Below are 20,596 nucleotides of genomic sequence, written 5' to 3' on the forward strand. Positions count from 1 at the left end.
CCGGGGGGCAGGGGAAGCGGGCGGGGGCGTAGGGGGAGGTGCCGAGTCCGGCGGAGACGTGCAGCCACATGCGGGCTCCCCAGCGGGAGGCGCCGCGTGCGCGGCTGCGGTCGAGTTCGCAGTTGGTGATGATCGCGCCGTAGCCGGGGATGCGGAGTTGTCCGCCGTGGGTGTGGCCGGCGAGGACGAGGTCGTAGCCGTCGGTGGCGAAGGTGTCGAGGACACGCGGTTCCGGGGAATGGGTGACGCCGAGGCGGACGGCCGCCGTGGTGTCGGCGGGTCCGGCGATGTCGGAGTACCGGTCGCGGTGGAGGTGCGGGTCGTCGACTCCGGCGGCGAAGACGGAGCGACCGCCGACGTCGATCGTGCGGCGGACGTGCGTCAGATCGACCCAGCCGTGTTCGACGAAGGCGGCGCGGAGATCGCGCCAGGGCAGCTGGGTGCCGTGGATGCGCTTCTTTTTGCCGCGCGGCATGAGGTAGCGCGCGGGGTTTTTGGGTTTCGGCGCGTAGTAGTCGTTGCTGCCGAAGACGAACAGCCCCGGCCGGTCGAGCAGCGGGCCGAGCGCGCGGAGCACGGACGGGACCGCGGTGCGGTGCGAGAGGTTGTCGCCGGTGTTGACGACGAGGTCGGGTTCGAGTTCGTCGAGCGCGGCGACCCAGCGCTGCTTGGCTTGGTGGCCGGGAAGCATGTGCAGGTCGGAGACGTGCAGGATGGTGAACGGCGGCGTGCCGGGCGCGAGAACGGGCAGTTCGGCGGTCCGCAGGGTGAAGCGGCGGCGTTCGATGCCGACGGCGTAACCGAGGGTGGCGGCCCCGAGGGCGATGGTCCCTGCGGCCCACCGCTTCGCGGTGCCCCCGGGCGGACTGGCGTTACCGAGCGTGCTCACAGGGTCGAGGATACGTGTTCGATCGGGTCGTCCGCTGTGGCCGGTGCCGGTTGGCGTAGGGCGAAGGTCTCAGCGGCATTCTCTCGACATCGGACGCTGGGCGTCGTTGGATCGAATTGGACTGGACCAGCCGGACAAACGATGCGGAGCCGGGCTATGGGGGCAGCGATTCTCTTCTTGCTTGCGGTGCTCATCCTGCTGGTGGTGCTGGCGGCGTTCCCGTGGCGCCGGGCGACAGAACCCTGGGCGCTGAGCGCGATTGTGCTGTTTTCGCTGGGGTGGCCTGCCTACGAATACTGGGACGGCGGCATCCCCAGCACCTGGGCGCCGCAGGTGTGGCTGATCACGCTGGGACCCGGCTTTCTGATCGCGATCGTGCGGCTCTTCCGAATAGCGCTCAAAGGATGACGCCTGGGCCCGGACAAGCGAAACGGGGCGGGAGATCGCGTCTCCCGCCCCGTTTTCACCGGATTCAGTTGGTGTAGGCCGGATCCTCCGGAGGCAGCCCGACCACCGGCTGGTCCTTCATGATGTTCGTCATCGCGCCGAACCACGTCTGGGCGGGCGTCTTGCCGCCGAACATGTTTCCGGTGCCGCAGGTGGACACGTTGCCGACGCCGTTGTAGCAAAGACCGCCACTGCCGCCTTCCGGACGGAACACCATGGCCGCACCGGCCATCTGCGGGGTTCCGGCCACGAAGGTCGCCGACCCGTTGTTCTGGGTCGTGCCCGTCTTGCCGACCAGCGGACGGTTCCAGCCGACCGCTTGAGCGGCCTTGGCGGACGTACCGCCGGGCTCCTGGTCGTCCTTGCTCATCCCGACCGCCATGGTGTTCGCGAGGCCTTCCGGCACGACCTGCTCGCACGCGGCTTCCTTGATCGGCACCGGTTTGCCGTCGCGGTCGGTCACCGACGCCAGCGGGGTCGGCGGGCACCATTTGCCGCCGCTCAGGATGGTCGCCGCGACGTTCGCCATTTCCAGGCCGCTCGTCGGGCTGAAGCCCAGCGTGAACGCACCCGTGCCCGGGTAGTTGCCCTTGGGGCCGTAGGCCTGCGCCTGGGTCTGGTTCTTGCCCGAGTCGTTCGACTTCGGGTCGACACGGCCGCCGCCGGGGTTGCTCGCCATGGTGTCGCGCATGCCTAGCTTGATCGCCATGTCGATGCCCGGCCCGGTGCTGCCGATCTTGTCCTCCAGCGCCACGAACGCGGTGTTCGGCGAGGTCGCCAGCGCGTTCTGCAGCGTGGTCGAATCGCCGTAGTTCCCGGCGTTGCCCACGCAGTACCAGCGAGAGTTCAGCGGCGGGCCGGTCGGCGGGCAATGGCCGCCGCCACCGGTGAACACGTGCGAGATGTAGCCGTTGCCGACCGGGATGTTGCTGTAGATCCCGGCGATGTGCTGGTTCAGCACCGCCGCGGTGGTGAAGATCTTGTAGCTCGACCCCGCGCCGCCGGTGTTGAACACACCGGACGGGAGCGCGTAGGTCGTTTGCCCTTGATCCGCGTCGATGCCGTAGTCCCGGTTCGCCGCGAGCGCCACCACTTCGTGCCGGTCCTTGCCCGGCCGGATCAGCGAAAGCGTGTTGGCGACGTTCTTCTGGGTTTTGCTCACCTGAGTCTCGGCCGAGACCTTCGCCTCGTGGTTGGCCTTCTCGTCCAGCGTGGTCTTGATCGTGTAGCCGCCGGTGTACAGCTGGTCCTTCGACATCCCGGACTTGATCAGATAGTCCTCGACGTACTGGCAGAAGAAGCCGTTCTCCGGCCCGGCTCCGGTGCAGTTCGACGCGGGCTTCTGCGGGGTGTCCGGCACGACGCCGAGCGGTTCCGCCTTGAACTTGTCCGCGTCCGTCTTCGCCAGCTTCTGGTTGCTGACCATCCGGTCGAGCACCAGGTTGCGCCGTTTCGTCGCCTTGTCCGGATGCTTCCACGGGTCGAGGACGATCGGGTTGTTCACGATGCCCGCGAGCAGGGCGGCCTGCGGCACGGTCAGGTTTTCCGGCGTGGTGTTGAAGTAGGCGTGCGCGGCCGCTCCGACCCCGTAGATCTGCCGGGAGAACTCGACGATGTTGAGGTAGCCGGCGAGGATCTGGTCCTTCGAGAGCTTCGTCTCGAGGTTGATCGCGATCCGGGCTTCCTTGAGCTTGCGCGAGAGCGACTGCTCCTGCGCCTTGGCCTGGCCGTTCTTGTCGCCGCGGTAGACGACGTTGATCAGGTAGTTCTTCACGTACTGCTGCGTGATCGTCGAGGCGCCCTGCGTGTCCCCGCCCGCGGTGTTGGAGACGGCGGCGCGCAGCGTCCGGCCCCAGTTCACCCCGTGGTGCTCGTAGAAGGCCTTGTCCTCGGCCGACAGCAGCGCCCACTTCAGCGCCGGGTTGATCTGGTCGGGACGGACCGGGATGCGGTACTGGTCATACAGCGTCGCGATCGGCTTGCCGCCGGAGTCGGTGACAGTCGTCACCAGCGGCGGCGGGATGTCGGCGAGGTCGGAAGACGTCTTGTCGACCGTCTCGCTCGCCTGGTTGGACACGACCCCCGCGGCGCCCACCACCGGGAACATGATCCCGGCGACCAGCACCCCCGCCAGCAGGCACAGGCCGATGAGCTTGAAAAGACCATCCGTTTTGCGCACGAAAGCCAGGGTACTGAAGGCCCGTGTCGGCTTCGTGACCTCACGGCCCGCGCGCCCCGTCCGCGATCATTAACGGGACCCCGTGACGTGACCTTTGGTAACGGAATGCATGCTAGGTCTCGACGGAGGGAACCGAGGGACCCTACAGTCCGTCAACGTCTCACGTAGATGCCGACAGACGGAGCAGCCCGGGTGGGAGCCTGGCTGGTCCGGACGGCGGCAGCGGCACCGGGGAGGTGCCGTCACCGACGTGCGGCGCAGTGGGAAACGCTCGCGGGGGTGGGAGCGGGAGCTTCGCCTTCGCTGGTGCCATACACCAGATGAGGGAGCTGGGGGTATGCAAACCAATCAGGTTGGCTGGCGGGTCGATGCCTCGTGCCGGGACGCTGATCCCGACGGGTTGTTCGTGCGAGGCGCCGAACAGAACAGGGCGAAAGCCGTGTGCATGGGGTGTCCGGTCCGCACCGAATGCCTCTCCGAGGCGCTCGACGGCCGGATCAATTTCGGGGTCTGGGGCGGGATGACGGAACGGGAGCGGCGCGCCCTGCTGCGCCGTCGTCCGGACGTGACCAGCTGGACCGACCTGCTCGAAGCGGCCAAGCGGGACGCGCTGGCCGCCGCGGCGGGCTAAACCTGCTCGTGAGCGGCAATCCCGGTTCTAACCGGGATTGCCGCTCACGACGTCAGCTTCGCTCCGATGTCGCGCAGGCCTTCGAGGTCGTGCACGTCACCGGCGAGCGCGGGCACCCGGGTCAGCGGCACTTCCGGATGCGCGCGGGTGAAGCGCGCCAGCAGGCGGTTTTCGCGTTCGGCCAGCGCGACACGGTCGGCGTGCAGCCGCAGCACGGCTTCGGCGAGCGGCGCGTTCTGCACCGACTCGGCCGCGGTCAGCGCTTCGGTCGCGGAGAGCGGCGCGAGCACCGGGTGCGTGCGGTTGGCCACCAATCCGGCCAGCGGCATCGATTCCCCGGCCAGCCGTTCGACGAAGTAGGACGCCTCGCGCAGCGCGTCCGGCTCCGGCGCGGCCACCACGAGGAACGACGTGCCCGACGACCGCAGCAGCTCCGCGGTCTTGCGCGCGCGTTCGCGGAAGCCGCCGAACATGCTGTCGAAGGCCTGCATGAACGCTGACGCGTCGGCGAGCAGCTGGCCGCCGATGATCGTCGACACGGCCTTCGCGAACATCGAGAACCCGGCGCTGACGACTTTGCGCAGACCCCAGCCGCCGGCCTTCGCCGGGCCGGTGAGCAACCGGATCATCCGGCCGTCGAGCGCGGTGGACAGCCGGGTCGGCGCGTCCAGGAAGTCGAGCGCGGACCGGCTCGGCGGCGTGTCGACGATGATCAGATCCCATTCGTCGGTCGCCGCGAGCTGGCCGAGCTTCTCCATCGCCATGTACTCCTGCGTGCCGGAGAACGACGTGGAAATGGTCTGGTAAAAGGGATTCTGCAGCAGCTGCTCGGCCCGCTCCGGGCCCGCGTGCACGCGCACCATGTCGTCGAACGTGCGACGCATGTCGAGCATCATCGCCCACAGTTCGCCCTTGGGCTCGAAGCCCTCGACCTGCACCTGCCTCGGGTGGTTGCCCAGTTCGCGCAGCCCGAGCGCCTGCGCGAGCCTGCGCGCCGGGTCGATCGTGAGCACCACGGTCTGCCTGCCGCGTTCGGCGGCCCGCAACGCGAGCGCCGCCGCGGTGGTGGTCTTGCCGACGCCGCCGGAGCCGCAGCACACGATCACGCGGCTGGCCGGGTCGTCGAGGAGGGCGTCCACGTCGAGCTTCGGGTCGGCGGGCATCAGCGCACCCCCTGTTCCTGCAGCGTTTCGGCGAGTTCGTAGAGCGCGGCGACGTCGACACCGTCGGTGAGGTCCGGCAGCTCCAGCGTCGGCAGATCCGCCTCGGCGAGCTGTTCGCGGGCCCGTTGTTCGGCGGCGACGCGGACGGCGTGCTCCACGGTTTCCTCCACGAGCGCGTCGAGCGTCGCCTCCGGCAGGTTCAGCCCGGCCGAGGCGAGACCGGAGCGGACCCGGTCGGCGTCCACCCGGCCGTCGGCGGCCGCGGTCACCGAACGCGCGGGCAGCCGCGGCGGACGGACCCGGTTCACCAGCACCGCGCCCGGGCGCAGGTCGGCTCCGTCCAGTTCGGCCACCGCCTCGACGGTCTCGCGCACCGGCATCTCCTCCAGCAGCGTGGTGAGGTGCACGGCGGTCTCGCCGGAATGCAGCAGCCGGACGACGCCGTCGGCCTGGCCGCGGATCGGGCCGGTCTTGGCGAGGTCGGTGAGAGCCTTGGTGACGTCGAGGAACTTCACCACGCGCCCGGTCGGCGGCGCGTCGACTACAACCGCGTCGTACGTGTGCCGGCCGTCGGATTCCGTGCGCCCGACGCATTCCTTGATCTTCCCGGTGAGCAGCACGTCGCGAAGGCCCGGCGCGAGCGTGGTGGCGAACTCGATCGCCCCCATCCGGCGCAGCGTCCGCCCGGCGAAACCGAGGTTGTAGAACATCTCGAAGTATTCGAGCAGCGCCGCTTCGACGTCGATGTGCAGCGCGCGCAGTTCGCCGCCGCCGGGGACCGACGCGATCCGCTGTTCCGCGTACGGCAGCGGTTCGGTGTCGAAAAGCTGTGCGATGCCCTGGCGGCCCTCGACCTCGATCAAGAGCACCCGGCGGCCGCGCGAGGCGAGCGCGAGACCCAGCGCCGCGGCGAGCGTGGTCTTGCCGGTTCCGCCCTTGCCGGTGACGAAATGCAGCCGGGCCCTGGCGAGCTCGTCGGTCCAGCCGGCGGAGGGTGTGGTCACATCCTCAACACTAAACCGGTGCTCAGCTGGCCAGCATCATGACGCTGACCGCAGCCGCGACCACCGCGACGACGATCCAGGTCACCAGGGCGGGCAGCACGGTCAGCGTGAGCACTGCCACCACGATCAGCCCGGTGAGGGTGACCGCGCCCGCGATCGCCACCCGGCCCGAATCGTTGACCCGGTCCCGGGTTTTGGCCATCACGGCCAGCACGAGCGGCAGTCCGGCAACGGCGAGCAGCACGGTCGCGACGATCCGCCAGGTCTCCACCCGCCCACGCTAGCGACCTCGTGAGTGGCGATCGCGGTTCTAACCGTGATCGCCACTCACGAGAGCGACGATCGGATGTGAAGTGACCCACACTCGCCCGGCGTAGCCAGGCATTGCCCTGGACGGGTGACGGGCTTTCGGCGGCCGCGGTCCGGAGGGCCTTGCCCGCTTGGTTACGCTCCCGAGTCATGAGTGCGACCAAATGGGAGTACGCCACCGTCCCGCTGCTGATCCACGCTACGAAGCAGATTCTCGACCAGTGGGGCGAGGACGGCTGGGAGCTGGTGACCGTGCTGCCCAACCCGAGCGGCGAACAGCACGTCGCGTACCTGAAGCGGCCGAAGAGCTGAGGGGGCGGCGTTGACCTGGAGCGACCGGCTCGCCGAACTCGGAATCGAACTGCCCGGAGTCGCCGCACCGCTGGCCGCGTACGTGCCGGCCGTGCGCACCGGCTCGCACGTCTACACCTCCGGCCAGCTGCCCTTCGTCGACGGCGCGCTCGCCGCGACCGGCAAGGTCGGCGGCGAGGTCAGCCCGGAGGAAGCCAAGGGCCACGCCCGCACGGCGACGCTGAACGCGCTCGCCGCGGTGCACGCCCTTGTCGGCATTGACTCTGTTGTCCGGATTGTCAAGGTGGTCGGTTTCGTCGCCTCCGCGGAGGGCTTCACCGGCCAGCCCGCGGTCGTGAACGGGGCGTCCGAGCTGCTCGGCGAGATCTTCGGCGACGCCGGGGTGCACGCCCGGTCGGCCGTCGGCGTCGCGGAGCTTCCGATCGCGTCGCCGGTGGAAGTCGAACTGATCGTGGAGGTGGAGTGATGGACCCCGACATCGAACAGTCCCTGCACGAACTGCTGCTGCGGCTCGCCGGCCGCACGCCGGACCAGCTGTTGTGGCGTTTCCGCGACTGGCTCGGCGAAGGCGCGATGGGGACGCTCGCGCGGACCCTGCCGAGGTCTTTGCTCAAGCACAGGATCGATTTGGACCAGGCGGAGTACCGCCTGCTCGTGGCCGGTCTGATCCCGCACGGCGCCGACTGGCACCAGGTGAGTTCCACCCTGGGGGTAGACGACGTCACCGAGACCAGGTACACATTCACGCAGAGTGCGCCCGAATGGGTGAACTCCGTCGACTCTGTGTCCGTCTTGCTCCACGCGACGTTGCGTGGACGCGCGGATGTGGGGGAAGTACGGCAGAGCTGGCGGCGCCTCGGCGGCGCTTCCGGCGAGGGCGGGGCGAAGCGAGTCCTGCTGGTGACGGCGACCGCGGGACAGCCCCGGCTCACCGGTGAACTGCAGCGGGTGCTGCGGGTCATGGGGGACGAGGAACCCAGCGTCGAGGTCATCCCGCCGCGCTTCGACCTTCCCGGGTACCACCGGGCCGCGCTCGCCGAGTCCGAGCTGGTCTGCGTAGGCGCCGCGGGCGCCGGTCATCGACTTGTCGCCGCTTAACGCTCGTTGCCGCCAGGCGAGCTGGGAGGAGCAGAGCCATGGTGGAGGTTCACGACGGCCCGATGGACGGGTTCTCGGTGCCCCTGCGCCTGCATAACTTGTTGCTGGCCCTGGCGGGCCGCATCGACGACAGCGCCCTTACCGAAGCGCGGGAACTGATCGCCCGGGCCCACATCGACGAGGCGGTGGAACTCACCACCGGCACGTTGATCGCGGGCCGGATCGGGGTGAGCGAGGCCGAACAGCGCGAACTGGCGCTGGTTCTCGAGATGAGCCGGTCGGACGCGACGCTCGCGAACGACCTGCTGGTCACCGACCACGAGCCGATGCACACGCACCGGTTCACGGGCGACAACCAGCCCGAGTTCGGTCTCGCCGAGGCGCTCGACCGCACCCTGCAGGTGCTGCCCGACGTGCGTTCCGTGCACGCGGTGTGGCGCAACACCCCGGCGGGCAGCGTGCCGGGCGCGCTGCCGCAGCGGGTCGTGCTGGTCGAGCTGGGTCCCGAGGGCAATCCGCCCGCGGTCGCTTTCCGCGTCGACACCGCGTTGCGCCGGGCGGGCATCCGCTCGGTCGTCGAGGTGAGCGGCCCGGGGATCCCGCAGTCGGATTACCACCAGGCCGCGGGTGCTGTCGCGAGCCCGGTGTGGGTCACCGGCAGCACTCATTCGGCCCCGGACTACCGGCCGGAACCGACGCCGCAGCGCAGCGCCCCGGCGCCCGCTCCGGCTCCGGTGCCCGAACCGGTTTCGGAGGCGCCGAGCCGCCACGGGCACCGTCAGCCCGAACCGGAACCGGCGGTCGCCGAGCCGGTGGTCCCGGTCGCGCCCGTGGTGCCGATCGTGCAGGCAGTGCCCGCACAGCCGCCCGCGATGCCGGAGCCGGCGGTTGAGCCCGCCGCTGCGGAGCGTGCGCGGACGGCCGGGTCGGAGACGCGTGCCGAGCGCACGTCGGACCTGACGCCGTCCGAGGTTGCGCAGCTGCGGCGCGCGCTGGCCGAGGATCCGGAGAAGGGCCGCGAGATCGCCGCGGGCAAGCCGAGCATGCACGAGGTGGTCGAGCTGCCCGCGCTGGATCTGGACGATCCGAGCCTGTCCGAACGCGACCGTGCTTTGCTGCGCGAGCTGCACGAGGAACTGGCCGAGCGCGAGCGTGCCGAGGCCGCCCGGTTGCGGCTCAACGGCGCGTCCCGTTCCGGCGGGGACCAGCACTGGTCCTGAGCCCCTGTTGTTCCGTGAAGGGCTCCTTGAGGGAATCTGATTCCCTCATGGAGCCCTTCACGGCTTTCGGGCGACCGGACGCGGGACGGCGGCTTCGGACCGTCGCGAGGTGACACAAGTAATCCGCGACGCGTACGGATTGCGAGGTATGTTGCCCGGGTGGAACGGCCGCGTGAATTCGTTTTCGACATCCCCGCCCGTCCCGGCATCGCGATCCGGGACAACGCGGATGGCCCGCCGGCGACCCCGAAGGACGCCGCCACGGTGATCCTGCTGCGGGACGCCTCGCCCGGTATAGAGGTCTTCCTCCAGCACCGCGTGATGGGCATGGCGTTCGCGGGCGGGATGACTGTGTTCCCTGGCGGCGGAGTGGACCCGCGCGACGCCGACGCCTCCGTGGCGTGGGCCGGGCCGCCGCCGTCGTGGTGGGCCGAGCAGTTCACCTGCGACGAAAGCCTCGCCCGCGCGCTCGTGTGCGCCGCGGTACGCGAGACGTTCGAGGAATCCGGCGTGCTGCTGGCCGGGACCGAGGACGCGGTGGTCGCCGATGTCACGCCGTATCACGAAGCACGAAAAGCCTTGGAATCACGGGAAATCTCCCTCGCTGGATTCCTCGCCGACGCCGGGCTGACCTTGCGCGCGGACCTGCTGCACCCGTACGCGCACTGGGTCACGCCGCCGCAGGAGCAGCGTCGATACGACACCCGTTTCTTCGTCGCGAAGCTGCCAGAAGGCCAGCGCGCGGACGGCGCGACCTCCGAAGCTGCCGCCGCCGGTTGGCAACCGCCCGCCGAGGCAGTCGCGGACGCGCGCGAAGGCCGCCGCACGCTGATGCCGCCGACCTGGCTGACCCTCGTCGAACTCGCGGAGTTTTCCGAGGCCGACGCGGTGCTTGCCGAGCCGCGCGAGATCGTGAAGACCGTGCCGACCCTTGTCCGGGACGGCGAGAACATCCGCGTCGTCCTCGATACTTCGGAGTCCTGAGTGACCGCCCCCGCTTATGGCGTGCTGCGTCGTGTTTCCGAGACCGCGTCGGTGCTGTTGGAGAACAACCCGTCCACGATGACGTTGGAGGGAACCAACACCTGGGTGCTGCGCGGCGACGACGCCGCTGCGTCCGTGGTCGTCGACCCCGGCTATCACGACCTCGACCACCTGGAAAAACTCGCCGCCGTCGGTCCCGTCGAGTTGATCCTCCTTACGCACCACCATCCGGATCACGCCGAAGGCGCACCGTGGTTCGCTTCGAAAACGGGCGCGCCCGTTCGAGCCTTCGACGCTTCCCTCTGCATCGACGCACCCCCCTTCGCCGACGGTGATGTCGTTACGGCAGGCGGCCTGGACTTCAGCGTCCTGCACACGCCCGGCCACACCGACGATTCGGTATCGCTGCTGGTGGCGGACCAGATCCTGACCGGAGACACAATCCTCGGCCGAGGCACCACGGTCCTGCACGACCTGGGCGACTACCTGCGCTCGCTGCGCAAACTGATCGCCCTGCCCGCCGGTACGCCAGGCCTGCCCGGACACGGTCCGGAACTGCCGGATCTGCCCGCGACCGCCCGGGAGTATTTGGCGCACCGGGAACAGCGCCTGGATCAGGTGCGTTCCGCCTTGCGAACGCTCGGCGAAGACGCGACGCCGCGGCAAGTGGTCGAGGCCGTCTACGCCGACGTCGACCGCGCGCTGTGGGCTCCGGCCGAGGCGAGCGTGCGCGCACAACTGGACTACCTACGGGCTTCTTCGGAGGACGGACAATGAGCGACGTCGAGGTCGAGTTCTACTGGCGACCAGGCTGCGGATTCTGCTCGGCCCTGCGCCGGCCGCTGATGGCGAGCGGCCTGCCGGTCCGGGAGATCAACATCTGGGAAGAGCCAGGCGCGGCCGAGCGAGTGCGCGAGGTGGCGAACGGGAACGAGACGGTGCCCACGGTGGTTGTCGGGTCGACCGCGCTGGTGAACCCGACTTTCGACGAGGTCAAGGCGGCGGTTGCCGCGGAGACGGCTGCCTGAGGGCACTTCTGGGCACTTCTGGGCACGCTGGGGCGGCTGCGGGTGCTCCGCAGGCACCCGCATTTACCCTGGTGGATCCTCTGCGATGGGAGGCGGCGGCCAACTTCGCTGCCTCCCCGCTCTGCCGTGCCGACCGCAACAGGCGGGCCGCTGCGAGCCAACGCGGCATGCTTGCTGCCGGAATGCCTCCGGCCGGATGCCTCGCCAAGCACAATTCCGCTCGACTCAGCGCCGCGTCACCTAGCCGTTCGCGCGAGTCAGTCGGTCGCCGGTCATCGAGACAGCATCGGCATCAGGTAGTACTTCAATCCCACCTCCCGTCCGTCCGCATCCGCCGGAGTCAGGACGCACGCTCGCAACCCTGGCTGGATCGCCAGTCGCACGCGTTCTCCGGTGAACGGCGCGAGTGCGTCCAGGAGATACCGCGCCTGGAAGGACGGCGATGTTCGGCCGCCGCAAACGTTTGCCTTTAGGTGTTCTTCTGCTTCTCCGGTGTCTTGGCGGGTGCTGGCCAGGCGGAGGTGCGCATCGCCGACTTCCAGGGTCAGGACGCGGCGGTCCTCGGAGTAGACGCCGACTCTGCGGATGGCGGCGGCTAGCTCGTCGGCACCCACCTCGACCTCCGTGTCGACCGCATCGGACGGGATTGCGTCGGCGGACAGGAAGCCTGCGTCCAGGACTGCCGTCGTGACCGTGCCGCCGGGCCAGCTCAGGGCGAAGTGGCCGGGGTCGGCGTGCAGTCCCATCGCACCGGCGCTGTGGCGCGCGGCTTCGGTCAGCAGGGTGGCCGGGACTAGGACATCGATGGGCTCCCGGACTTCCTGCAGCGGCAAGCGGGCTACGGCCATCCGGTAGCGGTCCGAAGCTGTCAGGCACAGTTCGTTGCCGATGGATTGCACTCGTACGCCGGTGAAGACCGGGAGGGGGTCATCCTTCGCGGCGGTGCCCGCGACGGTGCGCAATGCCGCTCCGAGGGCAGCGCCGTCTACTTTGGACAGTAGAGGTGGCGGTTCCGGATCGTGGAGAAGGTCGCGGTCCAGCAGGGGCAACGCGAAGCGGGCACTGTCCGTTCGGATCGCGAGGCGACTTCCTTCGACGGCCAGTCGGACCTGGTCTACGTCCAGCATGCGGACCGTTTCGGCGAACGGCGCGGCTGGCACTACGACTTCGCCGTCCAGATGCGTGGTGGCTGGGCAGGACAGTTGGACGGCCAGGTCGCGGTCGTTGCCGGACACCACGAGACCGTCGGCGCTCGCCCGCAAGCGCAGGCGGGCTTGCCTCGAGAGGAGTCGGGCCGCGGCGGTCGCGACCGCCGCCAGCGGCCGCACGAAGGAGGTGAGATCCATGCCACACAACGTAACGACGACCACCGACAAAAAACTGGGCCGACACCGTTGAGCTGCGAAAACGTCCAGGAAGTGGGGGCGCGGACAGTGTCGGCAGCAAGAGAAGGCCGCCGCAGAAACGCTTTGCTGGCGGCCCCGGCAGGAGTGCCGTCGGCAAGGGAAGGGATCCGCAACGGCCGCCGCGGAAGCGCTTTGCTGGCGGCCCCGGCAGGAGTGCCGTCAGCAAGAGAAGGGATCTGCCCCGGCAGCCTCGGAAGCGCTTAGCTGGCAGCCCCGACAAGAGCGTCGTCAGCAGGAACCGGCGTAGCAGCCCGCACAGTCCCCCGCAGCAGCCACACCACCCCAGCCAGCGCGACCCCCGCCACCCCGGCGGCCAAGAAAGCCGCAGCCGTCCCGGAGTGCTCGACCAGGTAACCACTCGCCGACTGCCCAAGGGCGAGACCCAGCGTGACCGCCGTGAGGACCCACCCGAAGGCCTCGGCCGCCGTGCCGCGCGGGGCGACGACCTCGATCGCCGCGGAGTGCGTCGTCGACTGGGGCGTGATCATCGCCCCGGCCAGCAGCATCAGCAGCGCCAATGCCCACAGGCTCGACGGAAGGGCAAGCAGGGCAACAAAAGCACCGAACCCGCCCAGCAAGACCGGCAGGCGAAGGCCGAGCCGTCGCGGCCACGGGTGCAGGCTGTAGGCCACGCCGAACGCCACCGAACTCAACGACCACGCTGACAACAGCAAACCGCTGAGCGAAGGGTGGCCGGATTCCGTTGCGGCGGCGGGAACAGCGACCTCCACGAAACCGATCACCACGCCGAAACCGAGCGCTGCCAACGCAAGCGTCCGCATCCCGGGGCTGGCCAGCGCGCCGAGCAGCGGCGTCTTGGTCTTCGGGGCCGGACCCCACGCGCGCACGGTCGGGTTCAGTGCGAACAGCACCGCGCCGGTGACCATGGTGATCGCGCCGACGACCATGCCGGTGCCCGCCCACGGCGCGGTGATCAGCAGGCCCGCGATGCCGGGGCCCAGGATGAAGAAGACCTCCATGCTGATCGCCTCGTAGGACAGCGCGGCGTTGCGCGCCGGTCCTTCCGGCAGAATTTTCGTCCACAGCGCTCGCGACGCGGAGCCGACCATCGGCTCCGAAAGCCCGGTCGCGGCGGCCAGCGGGATCAGCGCGAACGTCGGCAGGCGGGCCTCGATCGCGATCGCCAGCGACGCCATCGACAGCGCGAACACCGCGGCGACGATCAGCAGCGGGCGGCTGGGCCCGAACCGGTCGATCAGCCTGCCCTGCACGACCGCGCCCACCGAGACCCCGGCGAGCGAACTCGCCGAGACCAGCCCGGCCGCGGCGAACGAGCCGGTTTCGCGCTGCACGTACAGCAGCGCGGAAATGCCGATCATCGCGATCGGGAGGCGGGCCAGGATCGACGCGATCACCGGGCCGCGCGAGCCAGGGGCGGTCAGCGCGGCACGGTAGTCGGCGAGCGTGGTGCGGCCTTCGGAATGGGCAGACTGGGACACGCGTACTAGTATGGCGAAATTGGTACGGAGGTACCAGTTATTTTCCGGTCGTCTTGGTCACGCCCGATCGGGTCAGCCGCTACGCTCGCGCGATGCGGCTGATGTTCTCCTCCGGCGCTGGATACAGCCATCTCTCGCCGATGCTGCCGCTCGCCCAGACCGCGCGGGCCGCCGGGGACGAGGTCGCGTTCGTGACCGGCCCGGAAGCCATGCGGTACCTGGAAAACACCGGGCTGCAGGCCGTTTCGGTCGGGCGGCCGAGCGACCCCGCCGCCGCGGCTGTGACGTGGCAGCGGGCCCGCGAGGAGATGGCCGGGATGACCGCGGACGAGCGGCTCTCCCACCTTGTCGCCGAGTACATGGTCGGTCTCGGCGCGGCCGAGCGGCTCGACGACATGGTCGATTTCGTCCGCGACTGGCAGCCGGATCTCGTCATCGCCAACCTCGCCGAACGCGCGGCCGTGATGGCTGCGTGCCTGGTCGGCGTGCCGTACGCGATGCACGCGATCGGTCCGCCGAAGTCAGCCGCGACGATGGAACGAGCCTGGGAAGTCGCGAACGGCCTGGTCCGCCAGCGCGGTCTCGACGGATTGCCGCCGCGCGACGCCGTGCCGTACCTGGACTTCTGGCCCGAGGGACTGAGTCCGGCCGACACCGCATGGGAGTACTCGACGCGCTGGCCGCTCCAACCCGCCGGAGTAGTGCCGACGACTGGTCCGCGTCCGGCGGTGCTCGACGGGCTGCCCTACGACCGGACCGTCTACGTCACCCTCGGCACCACCCACAACGCGCGGCCGGGCGTGCTGGAAGAAATGGTGGCTGCGCTGCGCGACGAGCCGGTGAACGTTGTGGCGACGATCGGCCAGGACGGCGACGTCGGCCGGTTCGGCGAGCAGCCGGACCACGTGCGGATCGAGCAGTTCGTGCCGCAGACGCAGTTGTTGCCGGCGGTCGACGCAGTGGTCTGCCACGGCGGTTCGGCGACCGTGCTCGGGGCGCTCGCGCACGGGGTGCCGCTCGTGGTCTTGCCGTTGGCGTCTGATCATTTCGAAGTCGCCGCCCAGATTCAGGCTGCGGAAGCCGGAATCGCGGTGGACTCCGGCGACGGAATTCTCGACGCCGTCCGGACGGTGCTCGCCGACCGGAGGTATCGAGAGTCCGCGGGGTCCCTCGCCGCCCAGATCGCCGAGCAGCCCGCACCGGCGGCGGTGGCCGCGAGGTTGCGCGAACTAAAGGTCTCGATCCGGTAACACCAGCTGGATTCTGCGTGAACTGGTGCAACGAAGACGCGGTCTTGGCGTCCTTGAGGGTGAATGGCCTTGAATTCGTGAGTTTTGGCCGTGATGGTTGAACGACAGCCCACTGCGGGCTGGACAGCACTGCAGCACCCAGCTCCCTCCGGCATATGGGTCGGGGCCTGGTCCGGAGGGCGGGGAGCGCGGGTCGTCGGGGGATGATCCGTGCGCAGGCGAGGAGCCGGTGCGCCACGTCGGGGGTGGCGCCCGGCTCCTTGTCATTTTCCGGCCTCGACGAGGCCGAACCCGGCGGCGACACGGGGTCGCGGCGGAATGCCGCTCTTGTGGGGGATAGTCCGGTGCACACGCACGAAGGCCACCCCCAGTAGGAGGTGGCCTTCGAAAAACCCGTGCGGATTAACCCACTCGGGGGAAGATCAGCGGGCGCGGCGGGCGAGCCGCTCCGGGTCCAGGATCAGCACGCTCTTGCCCTCGAGCCGCAGCCAGCCGCGGTGGGCGAAGTCGGCCAGCGCCTTGTTGACGGTCTCGCGGGACGCGCCGACGTACTGGGCGATCTCTTCCTGCGTCAGGTCGTGCGTGACCCGCAGCAGCCCCGCCTCCTGGCTGCCGAAGCGCTGCGCCAGCTGCAGCAGCGCACGGGCCACGCGGCCGGGGACGTCGGTGAAGATCAGTTCCGCGACCATGTTGTTCGTGCGGCGCAGACGGCGCGCGACGACGCGCAGCAGCTGCTCGGCGATCTCCGGGCGGGTGGCGATCCACTGCCGCAGCGCCGGGCGGTCCATGGTGACCGCGCGGACCTCGGTGACCGTCGTGGCACCGGACGTGCGCGGGCCGGGGTCGAAGATGGACAGTTCGCCGAACATGTCGGACGGACCGGCGATCCACAGCAGGTTCTCGCGGCCGTCCGGGGACTTGCGGCCGATCTTCACCTTGCCGGACTGGATGATGTACAGCCGGTCGCCCGGCTCGCCCTCGTTGAAGATGACATGGCCGCGGGGGAACTCCACGGATTCCAAGGTCTGGGCCAGCGCCTCCGCCGCTGCCGGCTCCACACCCTGGAAAATGCCCGCACGGGCCAGGGTTTCGTCCACCTCGGGTGCCTCCTCGTCGAGAAACGATCACTTCCTTCGCAGGCCGAAGGCAGTGTCGCCGATCACTTTCGCGTCAGTCTAGGGCGTGTCGGGCAGATCGCTCGTCAGCTCGCCGCGCCCGGCGCGGCTGCCTGGAACGATCACGTCCGACTGAGCAGCCTAACTCCGCACCTTGCGCGCGCGTAGCCTGGCTGCCCGTCCGCCGAGCCGGCGAAGCCGGAACAGCTCGAGCGCGCGGCCGATCCCGTGCCCGTAAAGGGCCCTGACCTCGTTGGGCTGAGCCTGCTCCAGGAACTCCTCGACCTCGTTCTCCTGCACCGCGACGTGCTTGAGCCTGCTCTCGACCCGCTCCATGAACAACGCGAAGAACATGATCACCAACGGGACCAAGATCACGAACCACACGGTCATGCCACAGCTCCGCTGTTGTCGGTGACGCACTCGGTCATGGATCTCCAGATCCTCGCTCAGGGCGGACGCGCGGCCCGCAGAGGTGGTGCTCTGGCGGTTCGGCCGTCCACCGGCGGATGCTCCCGACCGGCTCGTCCGACTCGCCCGTAGGCTATCGGGGTGCCCCCTGTTGTCCCGAACGGGCCCCGCGCGGACCGCGAAGAAAGCCGACTCGCTCTCGTGAGACGCGCCCGGCGGATGAAACGTTGCCTCGACGAGGTTTATCCGGACGCGAAGGCTGAGCTGGACTTCACGAATCCGCTGGAACTGCTGGTCGCGGTGGTGTTGTCGGCGCAGACCACGGACGTGCGGGTGAACCTGGTCACGCCCGCTTTGTTCGCGAAGTACCGCACCGCGGCCGATTACGCCGGAGCCGAGCGTTCCGAACTCGAGGAATACCTGCGCACGACCGGGTTTTTCCGGGCCAAGGCGAATTCGCTGATGGGTCTCGGCGCGGCGCTCGTGGAGCGCTACGACGGCGAGGTGCCGAAGAAGCTGGACGACCTCGTCACGCTGCCCGGCGTCGGCCGCAAGACCGCGAATGTCGTGCTCGGCAACGCTTTCGACGTGCCTGGAATCACAGTGGACACTCACTTCGGCCGCCTCGTGCGCCGCTGGGGCTGGACCGCTGAAGAGGATCCGGTCAAGGTCGAGCACGCGGTCGGGGAGCTGATCCCGCGGAAAGAGTGGACGTCGCTGTCCAACCGCGTGATTTTCCACGGCCGTCGCGTGTGCCACGCCCGGAAACCGGCCTGCGGCGCGTGTCCGCTGCGCAAGGACTGCCCGTCGTTCGGTGCCGGGCCCACTGAGTTCGAAGTGGCCGCGAAGCTGGTCAAAGGCCCGGAGAAGGACCACATCCTCGAGCTGGCGGCGCGCGGGTGACTGCGGTCACCAAATGGGCGCTCGGGGTCGCGGTGCTGGTGGTGGCCGCGTTGGTCGCGGTGCTGACGCTTCGCGGCGGCGATGCGACTTCCGCGCCACCCGCGTCTGGTGACCTCAAGGCCGCGCGAGCCTCGGCGAAGCTCCAGGCTTGCCCGCCTGCCGCGGCGAAGGAGGTCGGCCAGCTGTCCGGGATCGAGGCCGACTGCCTCGGCGACGGGTCCCGGGTGGACGTCGGCAAGGTCCTCGGCGGCGGTCCGGTGCTGGTCAACGTCTGGGCGTCGTGGTGCCAGCCGTGCCGTACCGAGTTGCCGGTGCTGCAGCGGTACGCCGCCGAGCCGGGCGCGGTGCGCGTGGTCGGCGTGCAGGTCGCGAGCCCGGCCGCAGACGGGCTCGGCCTGTTCACGCGACTCGGCGTGCACCTTCCGTCGCTCTATGACGGCGACGGTCAGACCGGTCCGATCCGCACCGCGCTCAAGGCGCCCTCGTCGTTGCCCGCGTCGTACCTGGTCACCGCGGACGGCCAGGTCCGGTTCATCGCGAACCCGCGGTTGTTCGACAACACTGACCAGGTGCGCGCTGCTGTGAAGGACTACTCATGACCACCGGACCGCTTGTCGAACCCGAAGCCGTGCCGGAATGGCTGCGGCCGCTGGTGAAGGTGTCCGGAGAGGTCGACAGCCGCACGTTCACCCGGTTCAGCCCGCCGGAAGACCTGCTCACCCGCGCTGCCGCGGTCCTGATCCTGTTCGGCGAACGGCCGGGCGGAGACGGTCCGGACGTCCTGCTGCAGCGGCGCGCGGACACCCTCGGCTCGCACGCCGGCCAGGTCTCGTTCCCCGGCGGCGGCGCGGAGGACGGCGACGACGGCCCGGTCGGCACCGCGCTGCGTGAGGCCGAGGAGGAGACCGGCGTCGACCCGTCGGGGATCCTGCCGGTCGCGGTGCTGCCGGAGTTGTTCGTGCCGGTGTCGAGGTTCGCGGTGACGCCGGTGCTGGCGCATTGGCACACGCCGTCGCCGGTGCGCGCGGTCGATCCGGGCGAGACGGCGGCGGTCGCGCGGGTTTCGCTGGCTGATCTCGCTGACCCGGCGAACCGGTTCACGGTGCGCCGCGGCGACGCGTCGTGGCGGGGACCGGCGTTCACCGTCGACGGCCTGTTCGTATGGGGCTTCACCGCTGGTCTGCTGTCGGTGCTGCTTTCGCTCGGCGGCTGGGAACGGGCGTGGGACACCGGCGATGTGCGCGAGCTTGACGTAGCGTGGGCCGAACATCAGGGCCGGTCGGCGGCTCGGGACGGCAGTATCGAGGAGTGACGGCGCGGTGAACTGGGTCGATGTCGTCGTCCTGCTGCTCGCGGTCATGGCGGCGGTTTCCGGCGCGTTCCAGGGCGTGATCGTCGCGCTGCCCGCGCTCGTGGGCGTCGCGCTGGGCGCGGTGGCCGGAGTGAAGCTGGCACCGTTCGTGATCAGTCTGTTCGACAGTCCGGTCGCGAAGGTCGCATTCGCCTTCGCTGTGGTCGTGTTCCTGATCGTGCTCGGCGAGACGCTCGGCGTGTGGGTCGGGCGGAAGCTGCGGCAGAAGATCAGGCCGGACAAGCTTTCCGGCATCGACAAGACGCTCGGCGCGATCTTGCAGGCGGCCGCGGTGTTCGTGGTTGCTTGGCTGGTGGCGAATCCGCTGACCACGGTGTCGGCGATTCCTGGGCTGGCCAAGTCGATCAACTCGTCGGTGGTGCTCGGCGAGGTCAATGATCTGATGCCCGCTGAGGCGCAGGGGCTTCCTAGCGATTTGCGGAAGTTGCTGGATGCGTCTGGGTTTCCGTCCGCGTTGTCGCCGTTCGAGAAGGCTCCTTCTGCGGATACGCCGCCGCCGGATACTTCGCTCAATGTGTCCGCGGTGGCTAAGCGGGTGCATCCGAGTGTGGTGAAGATTCGGGGAAATGCGCCTTCTTGTTCTCGGGCGCTTGAGGGCAGTGGGTTTGTGGTCGCGCCGCAGCGGGTTATGACTAACGCGCATGTGGTGGCTGGGACTTCCGAGGTCGGGATTGAGTCGACTTCGGGGGATTATCGGGCTCGGGTTGTCTATTTCAATCCGGAGGTCGATGTTGCCGTGTTGGCGGTGCCTGGGTTGAAGGCTCCGGTGTTGCCGTTCGCGCCGCAGACTGCCCGGGCTGGGGATAATGCGGTGGTTCTTGGGTATCCGCTGGATGGGCCTTATACGGCTACGCCCGCGCGGGTTCGGGGGCGGATTAACTTGCGTGGGCCGGATATTTATGACGCTAATACTGTGCAGCGGGATGTGTTCACGGTTCGCGGGACGGTGCGGAGCGGGAACTCCGGGGGGCCGATGATTACTCCTGATGGGGATGTCATCGGGGTGGTTTTTGGGGCTGCGGTGGAGGATCCGGATACTGGGTTTACGTTGACTGCGGATCAGGTTCGCGGTGAGGTTGATGCGGCTTCGTCGCAGACTGACCGGGTTGGTACTGGGGCTTGTGCTAGTTGAGGGCTCGTCGCCTGGCGGCGACATTGCGCTCGTTGGTTGCGTGGGGCACCCCGAAGGTTGATTGTGCTGACGGTTCGGGGGTGCTTGTCAAGGCGGGAAAGATGCCTTGACAAGCACCCCCGAACCGCAGGGAGGCTTCGTATCGGGGTTGGGGGAGGTGTGGGTGCCTCGATCGTTGGGTGCATCGGTGCGGTTGGCGGTTGGCGGCTGGGCTGGGGCTGGCAGGCGGGTCGTGAAGGACTCCTTGAGGGAATCTGAGTACGTGAAGGGGTCCCTCACGTAC

Annotated in this window: 23 protein-coding genes; 14 read left to right on the top strand and 9 right to left on the bottom strand. The window is 69.2% G+C overall.

What is annotated here, in order from left to right:
• Positions 1-889, bottom strand: an 889-nt coding sequence (locus tag D0D37_RS39990) for a metallophosphoesterase (protein ID WP_162834714.1), incomplete at its 3' end; no start/stop codon positions are given.
• 156 nt (positions 890-1,045) lie between these two features.
• Between D0D37_RS39990 and D0D37_RS39995 the strand changes: the two genes are divergently transcribed.
• Positions 1,046-1,297 carry a hypothetical protein gene (locus D0D37_RS39995; RefSeq protein ID WP_116205779.1) on the top strand — a complete coding sequence of 84 codons (252 nt, stop codon included), beginning with the start codon at positions 1,046-1,048 and terminating at the stop codon, positions 1,295-1,297.
• 64 nt (positions 1,298-1,361) lie between these two features.
• On the opposite strand, the gene D0D37_RS40000 is transcribed toward D0D37_RS39995, so the two are convergent.
• Entirely contained in the window at positions 1,362-3,515 is a 2,154-nt protein-coding gene (locus D0D37_RS40000) for a transglycosylase domain-containing protein (protein ID WP_116205780.1), read from the bottom strand.
• 337 nt (positions 3,516-3,852) lie between these two features.
• Between D0D37_RS40000 and D0D37_RS40005 the strand changes: the two genes are divergently transcribed.
• On the top strand, positions 3,853-4,146 hold the full coding sequence (locus D0D37_RS40005; RefSeq protein WP_116205781.1) for a WhiB family transcriptional regulator: 294 nt from the start codon (positions 3,853-3,855) through the stop codon (positions 4,144-4,146).
• Between the two features lie 44 nt (positions 4,147-4,190).
• Here the strand turns inward: D0D37_RS40005 and bagB are convergent, their stop codons facing one another.
• From bagB to D0D37_RS40020, 3 genes are read right to left on the bottom strand one after another with little or no spacing between them, the layout of a single operon-like run.
• Positions 4,191-5,309, bottom strand: a complete 1,119-nt coding sequence (bagB, locus tag D0D37_RS40010) for an ATPase BagB (RefSeq protein WP_116205782.1) — start codon at positions 5,307-5,309, stop codon at positions 4,191-4,193.
• Positions 5,309-6,313 carry an ATPase BagA gene (gene bagA / locus D0D37_RS40015; RefSeq protein WP_116205783.1) on the bottom strand — a complete coding sequence of 335 codons (1,005 nt, stop codon included), beginning with the start codon at positions 6,311-6,313 and terminating at the stop codon, positions 5,309-5,311. The genes bagB and bagA overlap by 1 nt, the downstream gene beginning before the upstream one ends.
• A gap of 22 nt (positions 6,314-6,335) precedes the next feature.
• Positions 6,336-6,584, bottom strand: a complete 249-nt coding sequence (locus tag D0D37_RS40020; protein WP_116205784.1) for a hypothetical protein — start codon at positions 6,582-6,584, stop codon at positions 6,336-6,338.
• A gap of 188 nt (positions 6,585-6,772) precedes the next feature.
• Between D0D37_RS40020 and sp36 the strand changes: the two genes are divergently transcribed.
• From sp36 to D0D37_RS40055, 7 genes are all read left to right on the top strand, one after another.
• Positions 6,773-6,934: a Sp36 family protein gene (gene sp36 / locus D0D37_RS40025; protein WP_020664158.1), complete on the top strand. Its 162-nt coding sequence runs from the start codon at positions 6,773-6,775 to the stop codon at positions 6,932-6,934.
• Positions 6,935-6,944: 10 nt separating this feature from the next.
• On the top strand, positions 6,945-7,400 hold the full coding sequence (locus tag D0D37_RS40030) for a RidA family protein (protein WP_116205785.1): 456 nt from the start codon (positions 6,945-6,947) through the stop codon (positions 7,398-7,400).
• Positions 7,400-8,032 carry a hypothetical protein gene (locus D0D37_RS40035; RefSeq protein ID WP_101437087.1) on the top strand — a complete coding sequence of 211 codons (633 nt, stop codon included), beginning with the start codon at positions 7,400-7,402 and terminating at the stop codon, positions 8,030-8,032. Before D0D37_RS40030 ends, D0D37_RS40035 begins: the two co-directional genes overlap by 1 nt.
• 38 nt (positions 8,033-8,070) lie before the next feature.
• On the top strand, positions 8,071-9,252 hold the full coding sequence (locus D0D37_RS40040) for a hypothetical protein (RefSeq protein ID WP_116205786.1): 1,182 nt from the start codon (positions 8,071-8,073) through the stop codon (positions 9,250-9,252).
• 159 nt (positions 9,253-9,411) lie between these two features.
• Complete coding sequence (locus D0D37_RS40045) at positions 9,412-10,236, top strand: NUDIX hydrolase (RefSeq protein WP_116205787.1); 825 nt, start codon at positions 9,412-9,414, stop codon at positions 10,234-10,236.
• The gene (locus tag D0D37_RS40050) at positions 10,237-11,013 is read left to right on the top strand and encodes an MBL fold metallo-hydrolase (RefSeq protein ID WP_116205788.1); all 777 of its coding nucleotides are present in this window, start codon (positions 10,237-10,239) and stop codon (positions 11,011-11,013) included.
• On the top strand, positions 11,010-11,264 hold the full coding sequence (locus D0D37_RS40055; protein ID WP_116205789.1) for a glutaredoxin domain-containing protein: 255 nt from the start codon (positions 11,010-11,012) through the stop codon (positions 11,262-11,264). The genes D0D37_RS40050 and D0D37_RS40055 overlap by 4 nt, the downstream gene beginning before the upstream one ends.
• 272 nt (positions 11,265-11,536) lie before the next feature.
• Here D0D37_RS40055 and dnaN read toward each other — a convergent pair whose 3' ends face one another.
• Complete coding sequence (dnaN, locus tag D0D37_RS40060; RefSeq protein WP_116205790.1) at positions 11,537-12,610, bottom strand: DNA polymerase III subunit beta; 1,074 nt, start codon at positions 12,608-12,610, stop codon at positions 11,537-11,539.
• Between the two features lie 260 nt (positions 12,611-12,870).
• Positions 12,871-14,130, bottom strand: a complete 1,260-nt coding sequence (locus D0D37_RS40065) for an MFS transporter (protein WP_116205791.1) — start codon at positions 14,128-14,130, stop codon at positions 12,871-12,873.
• Between the two features lie 92 nt (positions 14,131-14,222).
• On the opposite strand from D0D37_RS40065, the gene D0D37_RS40070 reads away from it, so the two are divergent.
• Positions 14,223-15,380: a glycosyltransferase gene (locus D0D37_RS40070; RefSeq protein ID WP_116205796.1), complete on the top strand. Its 1,158-nt coding sequence runs from the start codon at positions 14,223-14,225 to the stop codon at positions 15,378-15,380.
• Positions 15,381-15,802: 422 nt separating this feature from the next.
• Here the strand turns inward: D0D37_RS40070 and D0D37_RS40075 are convergent, their stop codons facing one another.
• Positions 15,803-16,477 (bottom strand): Crp/Fnr family transcriptional regulator, encoded by a 675-nt coding sequence (locus D0D37_RS40075; protein WP_009084463.1) that lies wholly within the window; start codon positions 16,475-16,477, stop codon positions 15,803-15,805.
• Positions 16,478-16,636: 159 nt separating this feature from the next.
• The gene (locus D0D37_RS40080; protein ID WP_037369289.1) at positions 16,637-16,888 is read right to left on the bottom strand and encodes a hypothetical protein; all 252 of its coding nucleotides are present in this window, start codon (positions 16,886-16,888) and stop codon (positions 16,637-16,639) included.
• Between the two features lie 237 nt (positions 16,889-17,125).
• Between D0D37_RS40080 and nth the strand changes: the two genes are divergently transcribed.
• From nth to D0D37_RS40100, 4 genes are read left to right on the top strand one after another with little or no spacing between them, the layout of a single operon-like run.
• Positions 17,126-17,809, top strand: coding sequence for an endonuclease III (nth, locus tag D0D37_RS40085; protein ID WP_116205792.1), 684 nt, complete (start codon positions 17,126-17,128; stop codon positions 17,807-17,809).
• Complete coding sequence (locus D0D37_RS40090; protein ID WP_116205793.1) at positions 17,806-18,408, top strand: TlpA family protein disulfide reductase; 603 nt, start codon at positions 17,806-17,808, stop codon at positions 18,406-18,408. The genes nth and D0D37_RS40090 overlap by 4 nt, the downstream gene beginning before the upstream one ends.
• Positions 18,405-19,121: an NUDIX hydrolase gene (locus tag D0D37_RS40095; protein ID WP_116205794.1), complete on the top strand. Its 717-nt coding sequence runs from the start codon at positions 18,405-18,407 to the stop codon at positions 19,119-19,121. The genes D0D37_RS40090 and D0D37_RS40095 overlap by 4 nt, the downstream gene beginning before the upstream one ends.
• Positions 19,122-19,128: 7 nt before the next feature.
• The gene (locus D0D37_RS40100; RefSeq protein WP_116205795.1) at positions 19,129-20,313 is read left to right on the top strand and encodes a MarP family serine protease; all 1,185 of its coding nucleotides are present in this window, start codon (positions 19,129-19,131) and stop codon (positions 20,311-20,313) included.
• The last annotated feature ends 283 nt before the right edge of the window (positions 20,314-20,596 follow it).

The sequence above is a fragment of the Amycolatopsis circi genome (assembly GCF_003385235.1).
Lineage (GTDB): Bacteria > Actinomycetota > Actinomycetes > Mycobacteriales > Pseudonocardiaceae > Amycolatopsis > Amycolatopsis circi.